We start from the raw sequence: 13006 nt of genomic DNA, 5'->3' as shown, positions 1-13006 counted from the left end.
GCCTGTCGATTGGCCAGCGACACCGCGCGTCGGTGTGGCAGGAGGTGCCCCGTCGGGTGAGCCGGCCGCTGCGCGCGCATTCTAGAGGTCCGCTGCAGCGGGTTCGGCCAGCAGCCGGCGGGCGCGCTCGACCACGGGCTTGTCGACCATCTTGCCGTCCACGGCCGTCGCGCCGCCGCCGCTGGCCTCGAAGGCGGCGAGCACGCGCGCTGCCCAGGCCTGCTCCGCCGCGCTCGGCGCGAAGGCCGCGTGCACGGCCGCCAGCTGCGCCGGATGGATGCAGAGCTTGCCGCCGAACCCCAGCGCGCGCGAGCGGCGCGCCTCGGCGCGCAGCAGCTGCGCATCGGTGAAGCCCAGGCTCACGCCGTCGACCGGCGGCGCCAGGCCGGCCGCCAGCGACTGCAGCACGATCTGGGTGCGCACGGCCGTGAGGGCCTCGCCCTCGTCGGCGATGCCGGTCTCGGCGGAGAAGTCCACGCTGCCGAAGGCGATGCGCTCCAGGCCAGGCGCGGCCGCGAGCCAGGCCAGTTCCTGGTAGCCGGCCACGCTTTCCAGCAGTGCGATGGCGCGCCGGCCCGGCAGGGCCTGCAGCACCGCCACCATGGCCGCAGCGTCGGCCTTGGGCAGCATCACGCCGGCCCGGGGTGCGGCGGCGAGCATGCGCAGGTCGTCGGCGTGCCAGGGCGTGTCCACCGCGTTGACGCGCACGAAGGCGGCATGCCCGGCCGCCAGCCAGGTGGCCACCAGATCGCGGGCGCGTGGCTTGTCGTCGGGCGCGACGGCGTCCTCGAGGTCCAGCACGAGCGCATGCGCGCCGCTGGCCGCGGCCTTGTCGAAGCGCTCGGGGCGGTGGCCCGGCACGAACAAGAGGCTGCGGTCGGCGCGGGTGGCCTTCACAGGATCACCTCGCGCTGCTCGAGTGCGTCGCGCTGCGATCGGCTCAGGCCCAGCAGCTCGCCGAACACGTAGTCCTCGTCCTGGCCCAGCGTCGGCGTCAGCCGCCGGATGCCGACCTCCCCCGTGCGGCTGAAGCGCGCCGGCGCCCCGACCGCCAGGCGTGGGTCGATGCCGGGGCCTTCGACCGGCGTCAGCGCGCGCCGGGCATTCAGGTGCGGGTCGCTTGCGATGTCCTGCATGTTCCAGGACACATGGGCGCAGACGCCGGCCTGTTGCAGGCGCACCGCCAGCGCATCGCCGTCCTGCACGGACAGCCAGGCACCGAGTTGTTCATCCAGCGCCTCGCGGTGCTGCCGCCGGCCGGCCGCGCTGGCAAAGCGCGCGTCCGCATCGGGCTGGCCCAGCACGCCCAGCAAGGCGCGCCACTGCGCATCGTCGCGCACGGCCAGCGTGAGCCAGCGGTCCGGCTGCGCCGTGGCGTAGACCCCGTGCGGCGCGAGCAGCGCGTCGGCGTTGCCGGGCCGCGGCGGCACCAGGCCGGCGCCCGCGAGCACGAGCGCGTCGCCGACCATGGCCGAGGCAACCTCGCGTGCCGCGAGGTCCACATGCTGGGCCTGCCCGGTGCGACGGCGCTGGTGCAGCGCCGCGATCGTGGCCAGCGCCGCGTGCAGGCCGGCCGAGTGGTCCATCACATGCCGCATCTCGACGGGCGGCCCATCGCTGTAGCCGCTCATCCACCCGAGGCCCCCCCAGGCGCCGAACAGCGGCGCATAGCCTGCGAAGTGCGAGTCGGGGCCGCTCTGGCCGCAGGACGACAGCGACAGCAGCACCACGTCGGGCTTGGCCTGCCGCAGCGACGCGAAGTCCAGCCCGAGGCGCTGCATGACGCCGGGCCGAAAGCTCTCGGCGGCCACGTCGGATGCCACGACGAGGCGCTTGGCCAATGCCACGGCCTCGGGATGCTTGAGGTTCAGGCGGACCGAGAGCTTGTTGGCCGAGACCTGGTCGAAGGTCGCGGCCTGCATGCGGCCGTAGACCGCATGCGGCTTGCGGAACGCGTCCGGCCGCGTGCGGCTCTCGACCTTGATGCACTCGGCGCCCAGCTGCGAGAGCAGGTGCGTGCAGAACGGGCCGGCCGCGTGGATCGTGAAGTCGGCGATGCGCACGCCGGCCAGGGGCGCGCGCGCAGCTGTGGTGGTGGTCATGCCGTGGCCTCCTTGGCCATTTCGTCGAGCGCGGGCACGGCCACGGTGTCGGCCAGCGGCGTGCAGCGGAACTGGAAGGGCGCGCGCAGCACCGACACCTGGCGGCCATCTGCGAGCTGCGCCTGGGCGAACAGGCCGCGCTCGCGTTCATGCGCGCCGGCCGCGACCTCGGCCGGCGTGCGGTACCTGCCGGCCGGCACGCCCAGGGACTGGGCCCGGCGCACGATGTCGTCCACCGCGTGCAGCGCCATCCAGGCACGGATGTGGCCGTTGATCTCGTCGCCGCGCCGGCTGCGCTCCAGCGGGTCCGCCAGGGCGGGCTCCAGCGCCCAGGCGGGGCGGTCCAGCATCTCCACCAGCGCCTGCCACTGGCGGTCTTCCAGCGTGAGCAGCTCCAGGTAGCCATCGGCCGCCTGGAACACGCCACCGTAGCGGAAGCTGCGCGTGGCGCGGTGCTCCAGCGAACCGTCGCCCAGGCGCTGCAATGCGAACGCGCCCACGCACAGGTTGGCGTCCTGCACCGCCACGTCGACGAACTGCCCGCCCGCCACGGGCCGCGCCCACCAGGCGGCCAGCCCGGCCATGGCCGCCGTGGCGCCGCCCTGGTAGCCGGCGAAGTGGCCGTAGATCTTGAGCGGCGGCCTGTCGGGGAACAGCTCGTGCGAGAGCCCGTTGGGCAGCAGGAAGCCTTCGCCGCTGGCATGCAGCAGGTTCACCTCCTCGCCGTCCCAGTGGGCCTTGGGGCCGCTGGCACCGAACGGCAGCACGCTCACGTGCACGAGATGCGGGTGGCGCGCGGCCACGGCATCCGCGTCGATCCCCAGCGCTGCGCGCTCGCGCAGCGCCGTGTCGTCGATGAAGATGTCCGCACGCGCCAGTTCCGCGTCCAGGCTGGCACGCCCTCCCTCGTCCGCCAGGTCGCAGACCAGGCTGCGCTTGCCTGCGCCCAGGTGGGCGAACAGCGCACTGGTGCCGCCGTCGTCCAGCCAGGGGGGCGCACCGCGCAACGGTGAGCCGCCGGCCGGCTCGGCCATGATGACCTGCGCGCCCATGGAGGCCAGCAGGCGCCCCGCATAGGCGCCGGCCACGGTGCGCGCGCGTTCGACGACCAGGCAGCCCGCGAGGGGGAGGCTGGCGCCGGACGGTGGCGCCTCGGTTGGTGGGGAGGGGTGCAGGGGCATGGCGTCCGTCTTCAGCGGGTGACCGGCAGCTCCAGGTCGATGGCCGCGCCATCGATGAAGGCGGGCAGCTTGACGTTGCGCGAGGGCAGCGCCACGGTGGCCAGGCCCGGCGTCGTGACCTCGCCGCGCTGGTTCTCGGCCGCGATCTCGATGTCGACCAGGCCGACCTGGTCCTTCACGTACTTGCGCACGACCTTGGCCTTGCAGAAGGTGGTGTCGCCGACGATGTTGAAGCGCCGCATCTCGGTGCGCACGCGCTTGAGGACACCGGCATCGCCCATCCAGTTGGTGACCAGCGTGGCCATCCACGACGAACGCTGCGGGCCGTAGTCGTAGGTGCCGGGCACGCCGACCTCCTTGGCCACCGATTCGCGGTGGTGGCCGATGCCGGTGTACTCCACGCCGCCGCCCGCCTCGGGGTTGCGGAAGAAGTGCCCCGGGTGCTTCACGGCCGCCTGCAGCACCACGCCGTGCGTGTGGCCGCGGCCGCAACCGACCAGGAAGCCCATGGTGTCCATCAGCGACAGCGGGCCGCGCGCGATGGTCGGCAGCTCCTCGCCCTCCTGCACCTCTTCCCAATAGCGCACGTTGGCGCCGCGGATGTTCTTCGGCTCGTTGAGCACGATCTCGTCGATGCGGTCGTGCTCCTCGTTGCTGTACTGGTACTGCTCGATCTCCTTGTACTTGCCGGTGTCGCGGGCGGCCTTGCGCTCATGGCGCGTGCAGGTGCCCAGAGCGCGTGCGACCAGTTCGCTGCGCTGGTTGTAGTAGCAGGCCTCGACGTACTGCAGCACCAGGCGGCCGGAGAACTTGCTCTCCTTCTCTTCCACGCCGACCACGCGCTCGATGGCCGTGATGCGGTCACCCGGCCGCACATGGCGGAACAGCTCCCAGTCGTTGCCGGCATAGAAGCCGTGCACGCCGGGCAGGCCCCAGCGCGTGCGGCCCAGCCAGCCGAAGGCCATGGGGTACATCGGGTGGCCCAGCAGCGAGCCATAGCGCGTGGTGGCGCCGTAGCCCACGTCGCGGTACAGCGGATTCAGGTCGCCGATGCCGTTGCACCAGTTGCGCAGCGTGTCGGCCGTGGCGTCCTGCAGGTACGGGCCTTCCGGGCGCAGGTGCAGGCCGATCATGGCCCGCGCATCGGCGATGGCCTGGTCGGTGATGCGGCCTTCCGCAGGTGCGTGGCCGACCTCGCCTTGCGGCGCGGGCTGGGTTTTCACAGGGGCTTCGGTCAGGGTGGCGGTGCTCAAGGTGACTCTCCTAGGGTGGCAAAACAGGGGAACAATGCAGAATGCATTCTTTTGAGGAATCCACCGCCCCGTCGCTGGTGGCCTTGTCGGCCACGCACGGATCGGTGGGACGGAATCAGTGCATCAGCGCCAGGCCGGGCCGCGGCCAGCGCGCGGCCAGCAGCTGGCCGGTGCCCGACAGGGTGATGAACGCAGTGCGGCGGTCGGGGCCGCCGAAGCAGATGTTGGTGCAGTAGCCCTCGGGCGCCTCGTGGAACTCCAGCAGCGCGCCGGCCGGCGAGAACACATGGATGCCGCCGCGGACCAGGGTGGCGACGCAGATGTTGCCGCTCTCCTCCACCGCCAGCGAGTCGAAGCGCTGGTAGCCGGGCAGGCCATGCAGCAGCCGCCCGCCATTGGGCGAAGGCCAGGCCTCCATGCCGAGCTGCCCGGGCGCCTCGACCGGGTAGGCCCACAGCCGGCTGGTCTCGGTCTCGGCCACGTACAGCGTGCGGCCGTCCGGCGACAGGCCGATGCCGTTGGGTGTCAGCACCGGGTGGGCCACGCGGCGCACCAGGCTGCCGTCGGTGCGGGCGTAGAACACCCCGCCGCGCAGGTAGCGGTCCTCGAAGAACTTGCCGAAGTCGGTGAACCAGAAGCCGCCCTGCCCGTCGAACACGAGGTCGTTGGGTCCGTGCAGCGGCGCACCGTCGCAGTGGGTGTAGAGCGTCTCGACCGCGCCACTGGCCAGGTCGACGCGCTGGATGGCGCCGCCCGCGTAGCCCGCCTTCGGCCCGGTCGGCCGCGTGAAGCCCGCATCGGTGCGCCAGCTGAAGCCGCCGTTGTTGCACACGTAGCAGTGCCCATCGGGGCCCAGGGCGGCGCCGTTGGGGCCGCCACCGAGTTCGGCGACGACCTGCGGCGTGCGGCCGGCCTGGATGCGCAGCAGCCGCGCGCCTTCGATCTCGACGACCAGCACGCTGCCATCCGGCAGGGCGACCGGGCCTTCCGGGAAACGCAGCCCGGTCGCGATCACTTCAGCTTGCAACTTCATGGTGTTGTCCTTGTTCATGCCACCGCCGGCGCCGCATGGCGCGCGCCCAGGTAGGCGTCGATGGCCTGCTGGCGCCCCTCGCGGCTGTGCAGGGCGTCTGCGTCGAGTTCGCCCACCAGGTGGCCATGGCGCATGACCCAGGCGCGCGAGGCCAGCCTGGCTGCCGCATGGAAGCTCTGCTCGACCAGCAGCGCGGTGAGCTGTTGCTCGCGCTGGACCAGCGCCAGCCGCTCGTAGACCCGGGCCACCAGCAGGGGCGCCAGGCCCAGCGAGGGCTCGTCCAGCAGCAGCAGGCGCGGGCCCGACATGAGGCCGCGGCCGATCGCCAGCATCTGCTGCTCGCCGCCGCTGAGCAGGCCGGCCGGCGCGCGCAGCCGGTTCGCGATCTCGGGGAAGAAGTCCAGCACCATGCGCTGGCGCTGCGCACGCGTGGCGGCATCAGCGAAGTAGCCGCCCAGCGTGAGGTTCTCCTCCACGCTGAGGTCGCTCACGATGGCACGCCCCTCGGGCACGTAGACGATGCCGGCGCGAAAGCGCTGCGCGGCCGACAGGCGCGTGATGTCGTGGCCGTCGAAGCGCAGACGCCCTTGCGCCGGTTCCAGGCCGGCGATGGCCCGCAGCGTGCTGGACTTGCCGGCGCCGTTGGCGCCCAGCAGCGCGGCCACGCTGCCGTCCGGCACCGCCAGCGCGATGCCGTGGACGACCGGGCCGGCGCCGTAGCGCACCGTCAGGCCCTCGACCTCCAGCAAGTGGGCCGCGGCGGTGTGGAGTGATTCACGCATCGTCGTCTCCCAGGTAGACACGCACCACCTCGGGGTTCGCCTGGATCTGCGCCGGGCTGCCCGTGGCCAGCATCCGGCCGCTGTTGAGCACGTGGATCACATCGCAGACGTCCATGATCAGGTCCATGTCGTGCTCCACGACCACCAGCACGAGGCCGGGTGCGCGCAGGCGCTTGAGCGCGGCAGACAGCTCCGCCGTCTCGAGCGAGTTCAGGCCGGCCGCGGGCTCGTCGAGCAGCAGCACGCGGGGCGACCCGGCGATGGCGCGGGCGATCTCGGCCAGGCGCAGTACGCCAGGTGGCAGGGCCGAAGGCGCCTGCTCCGCCACCTGTGCGATGCCGAGCCGGGCCAGCGCGGTCAGGGCCTGCGCCCGGTGCGCGGCGCGCTCCTGCCGGCCGCGGCCCAGTGGCAGGAAGGCGTCCAGCCAGCCGGCGTGCGCCTGGCGGTCCAGGCCGATCATCACGTTCTCGACGATGCTCAGTTCCGGGCAGAGCGCCACATGCTGGAAGCTGCGCGAGAACCCCAGCGCCGCGCGGCCCGTGGGCGGCACGCCTTCCAGCCGGCGTTCACCCAGCTGGATGCTGCCCTGCTGCGGCGTGTACAGGCCCGTCAGGCAGTTGAAGAAGCTGGTCTTGCCGGCGCCATTGGGGCCGATCAAGCCCGTGATCTCGCCCGCACGCAGGCGCACGTTCATGTCCTGCAGCACCTGGATGCCGCCGAAGGACAGCGCGAGGTTCTTCACCTCGAGCGACTCGCCCCGGTCGGCAGGCGCTGTCGGCGGCATGGCCAGAACGGGCGATGACAGCACGGCGCTCATCACTTGCCCCCTTGCAGGCGCGCCTGCAGATGCGGCGGCAGTGCGTTGAAGCCCAGCACCACTGCGAGCAGCGCCGCGCCATACAGGATCGGCACCCAGTCGCCGGCACCGGCCAGCAGCAGCGGCATCAGCGTCAGGAACATGCCGCCGAGCACAGCACCGACCAGCGAGAGCGAGTACAGGCTCACCACCGAGCCGACCAGCAGGAAGATCGAGGTCCACAGCGTGAAGCTGTTCGGCGAGACCGTCGACGAGCTGAACGCCAGCAGCGCGCCGCCGACCGCTGCCACCGCCGCGCTGAGCGCCATGCACGAGAGCCGCGCCCAGCTGCGCCGGATGCCGAAGGACTCCGCCGCATGGGCCGAGGTGCGGATCAACAGCAGCGCCGTGGCCTGGCGCGAGCGCCGGAACTGGTTCAGCAGCAGCACCACCGCGACCAGGCCGGCCAGCGGCAGGTAGTAGCGCTGCATGGACTTGGAGATGCCGGGCAAGGCGTCCAGCTTCACGTACAGGCCTTCGAACCCGCCCGTCACGGTGGGGAAGTGCAGCAGCACCTCGGGCAGCGCCAGGGCCAGCGCCATGGTCGCCACCGCGAGGTAGATGCCCGCCAGGTTGCGCGACGGGAACGCGAAGGCGATGCCCAGCAAGGCCCCCACCACGGCGGCGACCGGCAGGCTGGCCAGCACCGACAGGCCCAGGTACTTCTCGACCAGCGCCACGGTGTAGGCACCGGCCGCGGCGAAGACGCCGTGCCCGATCGACACCTCGCCGCCGTAGCGCACCAGGAAGCTCACGCCCAGGATCGCGATCGCATTGGCAAAGCACAGGCCCAGCGTGAAGGTCCAGTAGCCACCCGCCACGAAGGGCAGCGCAGCCAGCACGGCCAGGCACAAGGCGCCGGCTGCGCCCTGCCGCCAGGCCATGCCTGTGGGGGCCTGTGCGGGCCGGTGTGTTGCCGGCAGCACGCCGGAGGAGATGGAGGCCTCAGACACGGGCGCCCTTTCGCACGGCCAGCACGCCGCTCGGGAACAGGTTGAGCACGACGAGGATGGTCAGCAGCACATAGGTGTTGCTGAACTCCGCCGCCACGTAGAACGACAGCAGGTTCATGAGCACGCCGATGAAGATGCCGCCCACCACCGCGCCCGCCAGGCTGCTGAAGCCGCCCACCACCGCGCCGGCGAAGGCCTGCAGCATGAAGGACGCGACCGAGGTCGACGAGAGGAAGCTCGTCGGCACGATCAGCAGCGAGGCGATCAACCCGAACAGACCGGCGACGACCCACGACAGGAGGTGGATGCGCCGCAGGTTCAAACCGCACACGCGGCTGGCGAACGGGTTGGCCGACACCGCCCGGAACGCGATGCCCACCCGGGTGCGTTCGATCAGCACATAGAGCGCGCCGACCGACACCGCCGTGGCGGCCAGCACGGCCAGGTCGTAGGAGCCCATCCGCACCGGGCCCAGTTGGCCCTGCCACGCCGGCAGCGGGAGGTCGAGCGCCACCACGTCGGAGCCGAAGGTCAGCTGGGTGATGCCCTGCGCGACCAGGCCGACGCCCAGCGTGGCGATGGTGCTGGTCAGGTCGGACTTGAAGACCAGCGGCGCGATCAGCAGGTAGCTGAGCGCCATCACCGCGACCATGATGGCCAGCGTGAGCAGCACCGCGGGCAGCCAGGCCATCTGCGCGAAGTGCCCGGCCGTGAAGCCGAACACCAGGAAGGCGGCCAGCCCGGCCAGGTTGCCGTGCGCGAAGTTCACGACCATGGAGCTCTTGTAGATCAGCACCAGGCCGACCGCGCCCATGGCATACAGGCAGCCACTGATGACGCCGGCCCAGACCAGGCCCAGGAAATCGGCCATGGCTTCAGGCCCCCTGCCCTTGCGCCGCCGCGATGCCCAGGTTGCGGTCGACGAGTTCGATCACATTGGGAAAGTAGCGCCCGCCCAGGCCGTGCGCCACGGCGGCGCTGTAGTAGCGCCGGGCCAGCTCGGTGGCGTGCGCGGCCACGCCGCTCTGCTGCGCGAGCTCCAGCACGTAGCCGATGTCCTTGAGCGCGTATTCGGGCGGGAAGCCGCCGGCCGGGAACTCGCGCGGCAGCATCGCGCGGCGTGCATGGTTGCGCAGCACGAAGCTGTCGCCCGAGCCCTTGGCCACGGCATCGAGCAGCAGCGCGGGTTCCACGCCGGCACGTTCGCCCAGCACCATCATCTCGGCCACCGCCAGCGTGTTCTCGAACACCAGCGCGTTGTTGATGAGCTTGACGACCTGCCCGCAGCCGACGCCGCCGCAGCGCGTGACGTCCGAGCCGATGAAGCGCAGCAGCGGCTCGATGCGCGCGAACAGCGCTTCGTCGGCGCCGACCATGATGGCCAGCTCGCCGCGGCGCGCGGCCTCCACCGTGCGCGCCACCGGCGCATCGGCGAAGGCCACGCCCAGCGGCGCGAGCCGCGCGGCCATGCTGCGCGCCGTGGCCACCGTCGTGGTGCTGAGGTCCACGATGATCTGCGGCCGGCGCGCGCCGCTGGCGAGCCCGCCTTCGCCCAGGCAAACGGCCTCGACCTGGGGGCCGCCGGGCAGCGACATGAAGACGATGTCGGCCTCGGCCGCCAGGGCTTGCAGCGACGCGGCCTGCCGCGCCTGGGTACCGTCCAACACCGCATAGGCGGCCGGGTTGCGGTCGAACACCAGCACGTCGCCGGTGTGCTTTAAGGCCATGTTGCGGCACATGGGGCCGCCGATGTTGCCAAAGCCGACGAAGCCGAGCGTCGGGGTGGTGGATGGTGTCATGTCGGTGTCTCCTGTCGTTGTTCTGGTGGGGACCTTCAGTCCATCCACATGCCGCCGCTGATGTCCAGCGAGGTGCCGGTGATCCAGTTGGAGGCCGGCGAGCACAGGAACAGCGCGGCCTGGGCGATGTCCTCGGCGTTGCCGTAGCGGCCCAGCGGCACGGTGGCGTTGGCCGCGGGTGCGCCGGTGCTGCCCGTCACGTTGGCCCACATGGCCGTCTCGACCGGGCCGGGTGCCAGCGTGTTGGCGTACACGCCGTGGGGCGCGCCGGCCTTGGCGATCCAGCGCATGAGGCCGTGCACGGCCGCCTTGGCCGACACATAGGCCGGGCCCGAGGCGACGCCGCCGTTCTTGGCCGCGATGGAACCGGCGGCCAGGATCTTGCCGAAGCCCTGCCCGCACATCAGCGGGAACAGCTTGCGCGCGGGATTGACGACGCCGCGCAGGTTCACGTCGAGGATGGCGTCCCACTCCTCGTCGGTGCTGTCGGCCAGCGGGGTGCGCGCGATGGTGCCGGCGCACAGCACGAGGATGTCGACCTTGCCGTGCGCGGCGATGACGGCGTCCACGACCCTGTCGGTCTGCGCACGCGAGGTCACGTCGTAGGGGCGGTAGTCGATGCCCTCGCCGATGTCGGCGTGCTCGGCCCGGTCGGTCGCGACGACCTGCGCGCCCGCGGCGCGGAAGGCGCGAGAGATCGCGCGGCCCATGCCGCCGGCGCCGCCCGTGATCAAGGCCACCTGGCCTTGCAGGTTGGCCGGGCCGCTCAGGTGCTGTGCCATGTGAAAAGTCTCCTGGGTGGATGCTGGAAGGAAATTCAGCGGAACGCCGCCGTGGCGGACATGGCGAGTTCGCCGTCCGGCCCACGGGCCCACAGGGCGAGCGAGCCATCGGCCAGCGGCTTGCCTTCCAGCCGGAACTCGCGGCCCACGAACAGCGGGTTGACGCCGCGGAAGTCGAAGCGCGCCAGCGGCCGGCCGTCGCCCTGCGCGAGAGCGAACTGCTGCAGCAGCGTCGCCGTCAGCGGGCCGTGCACGACGAGGTCGGGGTAGCCCTCCTCGCCCTGCGCATAGGCCTGGTCGTAATGGATGCGGTGGCCGTTGAAGGTCAGCGCGGAGTAGCGGAACAGCAGCGTGGTGTCGGGCCGCACGCGCTGGCTCCAGCGGGCCTCGTCCGGATGCGGCTCGGCCTTGGCCTGGGGCGCACCGACGGGGCTGGCCTCGCGGTAGACGATGTCCTGCTCCTCGACGATGCAGGCGCGCTCGCCGCAGCCGATGCGGTGCTGCACCGTGACAAACCACAGCGATCCCCGCTTGCCGACCTTCTGCTCGACCTTCTGGATCAGGCTGCGGCGCGTGGCCACGGCATCGACGGGCAGGTCGGCCAGGTACTGGATGCGGCTGCCGGCCCACATGCGCCGCGGCAGGGCGATCGGCGGCAGGAAGCCGCCACGCTGCGGGTGGCCGTCCACGCCCAGCTGGCTGCGCCGCAGGGCCGGGTTGAAGAACAGCCATTGCCAGCCGGGTGGCAGGGCGGTGCCGGCAGCCGGCGCGGTCTCCAGGTCCAGCGTGGCGGCCATGGTCTGGGCGACGGAGAGGTGCAGGCGCTCGCTGCGCTCTTCTTCGCGGCCGATCCAGGCCTCATGGTGGTCGCTGCCCATGGTGGCGGCTTCAGGCGAGCTTGGCATCGAACACCTCCGCCGGGAAGGCCTTGAAATCGCGCTCGAGCTTGAAGGCATCGGCCGTCGCCTGGATGATGCATTCCTGCCGCGTGCCGCGGTGGTCGTTCGGCTTGAAGCCCACGTTGCGTGCGCCACCGAAGTTCTGGTTGTTCATGGTCTCCATGACGTCCACGAGGCTCTGGCGGGTCAGGGGCTTGCCGCTGGCCAGCAGCATCTGGAAGCCCTTGACGAACAGCGCGCCGTTGGTCCAGCCGTTCAGGCCCAGCACACCGATGGGATCGTTCGGCCAGTACTTGGCCACGCTGGCGCGGTAGGCCTTGACCTCGGCGTCGTCGGCATCCACAGGCAGCAGCCAGGACGAGAAGTACACCCCGTTCAGCAGCGGCCCGGCCAGCTTGCGCGTGGTCGGATCGGCCGTGTAGAACGGCGCCAGCCACTTGGTGGTGAAGCCGATGCGCTCGGCCGTCTTCAGCGCCGCCGCGAGGTTGGCGTTGGAGCCGAAGAAGACCACGGCGTCCGACTTGGCATTTGCCAGCCGGCGCACCTGTGCGGTGAAGTCGGTGGTGCGGATCTCGAAGGGAATGGATTCGGCGGCCTCCTTCTTGAGCGCCGCGCAATGCATGTCGAAGCCGCGCTTGGCCGAGCGGCCGACCTCGTCGTTCTGCCACAGGAGGCTGACGCGTCCGGCGTTCAGGGGCGCGCCGGCGACATAGTCCAGCGTCGACGCGGCGGACCAGCCGTAGTCGGGCAGCAGCGGAAACACCAGCCGTTCGGAGAACAGCGCCGTGGCACCGCCGATGGGCGCGACCATCGGCAGGCCGACCTCCTTGGCATAGGGGATGACGGCCACGGACTGTGCGGTGCCGATGGGCGCGGCCAGCGCGAAGACCTTGCTCTCTTCCACCAGCCGGCGGGTGACGGCCACGCTGCGCGCGGGCTCGTAGCCGTCGTCGTAGGTGACGTAGTTGATCTTCCAGCCGTTCAGCGCGTTGGTCTCGTTGGCCCACTTGAAGCAGGCATCCGCACCGTGCGTGAGGATGGCGTAGAAGGGCACCGGCCCGGTGATGGGCGTGAAGGCCCCCACCGTCACCGTCTTGCTCGCCAGGTCGATGCCCGGGGCCGCCTGCTGGGCCCGGCCGAGGGCGGGCGCCGTCACCGCGGCGGCCGCCGCGGCGTGGGAGAGAAAGCTACGTCTGCGCATGGTGTCTCCGATTCATTAAATAAAATGCATTCTTTAAACCGATGCAATGGCGCTTTGCACGGGCCTTGCACCCGGTTTGTCTGCTTTGCAACCGCCTGGATCACCGCGACTGCAGGGCCGATGGAGCGAACGTTAGCGGGAGGCGCAGGGCAAGAGAGCACGCGC

The 13006-nt window shown here is 71.4% G+C and carries 13 protein-coding genes; all 13 read right to left on the bottom strand.

Annotated elements, in window-relative coordinates; all coding sequences use genetic code 11:
• Positions 1 to 81: 81 nt before the first annotated feature.
• Positions 82 to 897: an HpcH/HpaI aldolase/citrate lyase family protein gene (locus tag DES41_RS34360; protein WP_114472133.1), complete on the bottom strand. Its 816-nt coding sequence runs from the start codon at positions 895 to 897 to the stop codon at positions 82 to 84.
• Positions 894 to 2102 (bottom strand): CaiB/BaiF CoA transferase family protein, encoded by a 1209-nt coding sequence (locus DES41_RS34355; protein WP_114472132.1) that lies wholly within the window; start codon positions 2100 to 2102, stop codon positions 894 to 896. The genes DES41_RS34360 and DES41_RS34355 overlap by 4 nt, the downstream gene beginning before the upstream one ends.
• Positions 2099 to 3283 carry a CoA transferase gene (locus DES41_RS34350; RefSeq protein ID WP_114472131.1) on the bottom strand — a complete coding sequence of 395 codons (1185 nt, stop codon included), beginning with the start codon at positions 3281 to 3283 and terminating at the stop codon, positions 2099 to 2101. Before DES41_RS34350 ends, DES41_RS34355 begins: the two co-directional genes overlap by 4 nt.
• Before the next feature lie 11 nt (positions 3284 to 3294).
• A complete protein-coding gene (locus DES41_RS34345) occupies positions 3295 to 4536 on the bottom strand; it encodes an FAS1-like dehydratase domain-containing protein (protein ID WP_245966015.1) in 1242 nt (413 codons plus the stop codon).
• A 115-nt stretch (positions 4537 to 4651) separates the two neighbouring features.
• Positions 4652 to 5569, bottom strand: coding sequence for an SMP-30/gluconolactonase/LRE family protein (locus DES41_RS34340; protein ID WP_114472209.1), 918 nt, complete (start codon positions 5567 to 5569; stop codon positions 4652 to 4654).
• 14 nt (positions 5570 to 5583) lie between these two features.
• Positions 5584 to 6351 (bottom strand): ABC transporter ATP-binding protein, encoded by a 768-nt coding sequence (locus DES41_RS34335; RefSeq protein WP_114472130.1) that lies wholly within the window; start codon positions 6349 to 6351, stop codon positions 5584 to 5586.
• A complete protein-coding gene (locus DES41_RS34330; RefSeq protein ID WP_245966014.1) occupies positions 6344 to 7168 on the bottom strand; it encodes an ABC transporter ATP-binding protein in 825 nt (274 codons plus the stop codon). Before DES41_RS34330 ends, DES41_RS34335 begins: the two co-directional genes overlap by 8 nt.
• Positions 7168 to 8160: a branched-chain amino acid ABC transporter permease gene (locus DES41_RS34325; RefSeq protein ID WP_245966013.1), complete on the bottom strand. Its 993-nt coding sequence runs from the start codon at positions 8158 to 8160 to the stop codon at positions 7168 to 7170. Before DES41_RS34325 ends, DES41_RS34330 begins: the two co-directional genes overlap by 1 nt.
• A complete protein-coding gene (locus DES41_RS34320) occupies positions 8153 to 9031 on the bottom strand; it encodes a branched-chain amino acid ABC transporter permease (protein ID WP_114472128.1) in 879 nt (292 codons plus the stop codon). The genes DES41_RS34325 and DES41_RS34320 overlap by 8 nt, the downstream gene beginning before the upstream one ends.
• A 4-nt stretch (positions 9032 to 9035) precedes the next feature.
• Positions 9036 to 9959 carry an NAD(P)-dependent oxidoreductase gene (locus DES41_RS34315; RefSeq protein WP_114472127.1) on the bottom strand — a complete coding sequence of 308 codons (924 nt, stop codon included), beginning with the start codon at positions 9957 to 9959 and terminating at the stop codon, positions 9036 to 9038.
• A 35-nt stretch (positions 9960 to 9994) separates the two neighbouring features.
• Entirely contained in the window at positions 9995 to 10741 is a 747-nt protein-coding gene (locus tag DES41_RS34310) for an SDR family NAD(P)-dependent oxidoreductase (RefSeq protein WP_114472126.1), read from the bottom strand.
• Between the two features lie 35 nt (positions 10742 to 10776).
• Positions 10777 to 11646 (bottom strand): HTD2 family dehydratase, encoded by an 870-nt coding sequence (locus DES41_RS34305; RefSeq protein ID WP_245966012.1) that lies wholly within the window; start codon positions 11644 to 11646, stop codon positions 10777 to 10779.
• Positions 11630 to 12841 (bottom strand): ABC transporter substrate-binding protein, encoded by a 1212-nt coding sequence (locus DES41_RS34300; RefSeq protein WP_114472125.1) that lies wholly within the window; start codon positions 12839 to 12841, stop codon positions 11630 to 11632. Before DES41_RS34300 ends, DES41_RS34305 begins: the two co-directional genes overlap by 17 nt.
• Positions 12842 to 13006 lie beyond the last annotated feature (165 nt).

Source organism: Pseudorhodoferax soli (genome assembly GCF_003337555.1).
Classification (GTDB): Bacteria; Pseudomonadota; Gammaproteobacteria; order Burkholderiales; family Burkholderiaceae_C; genus Pseudorhodoferax; species Pseudorhodoferax soli.
This window is presented reverse-complemented; position numbering and strand designations above follow the sequence as displayed.

Bases quoted from the DNA above. Each gene is read 5' to 3' on its own strand.
- DES41_RS34355 (WP_114472132.1), bottom strand. From the start codon at position 2,102: ATGACCACCACCACAGCTGCGCGCGCGCCCCTGGCCGGCGTGCGCATC.
- DES41_RS34350 (WP_114472131.1), bottom strand. From the start codon at position 3,283: ATGCCCCTGCACCCCTCCCCACCAACCGAGGCGCCACCGTCCGGCGCC.
- DES41_RS34340 (WP_114472209.1), bottom strand. From the start codon at position 5,569: ATGAAGTTGCAAGCTGAAGTGATCGCGACCGGGCTGCGTTTCCCGGAA.
- DES41_RS34335 (WP_114472130.1), bottom strand. From the start codon at position 6,351: ATGCGTGAATCACTCCACACCGCCGCGGCCCACTTGCTGGAGGTCGAG.
- DES41_RS34330 (WP_245966014.1), bottom strand. From the start codon at position 7,168: ATGAGCGCCGTGCTGTCATCGCCCGTTCTGGCCATGCCGCCGACAGCG.
- DES41_RS34320 (WP_114472128.1), bottom strand. From the start codon at position 9,031: ATGGCCGATTTCCTGGGCCTGGTCTGGGCCGGCGTCATCAGTGGCTGC.
- DES41_RS34315 (WP_114472127.1), bottom strand. From the start codon at position 9,959: ATGACACCATCCACCACCCCGACGCTCGGCTTCGTCGGCTTTGGCAAC.
- DES41_RS34310 (WP_114472126.1), bottom strand. From the start codon at position 10,741: ATGGCACAGCACCTGAGCGGCCCGGCCAACCTGCAAGGCCAGGTGGCC.
- DES41_RS34305 (WP_245966012.1), bottom strand. From the start codon at position 11,646: ATGCCAAGCTCGCCTGAAGCCGCCACCATGGGCAGCGACCACCATGAG.
- DES41_RS34300 (WP_114472125.1), bottom strand. From the start codon at position 12,841: ATGCGCAGACGTAGCTTTCTCTCCCACGCCGCGGCGGCCGCCGCGGTG.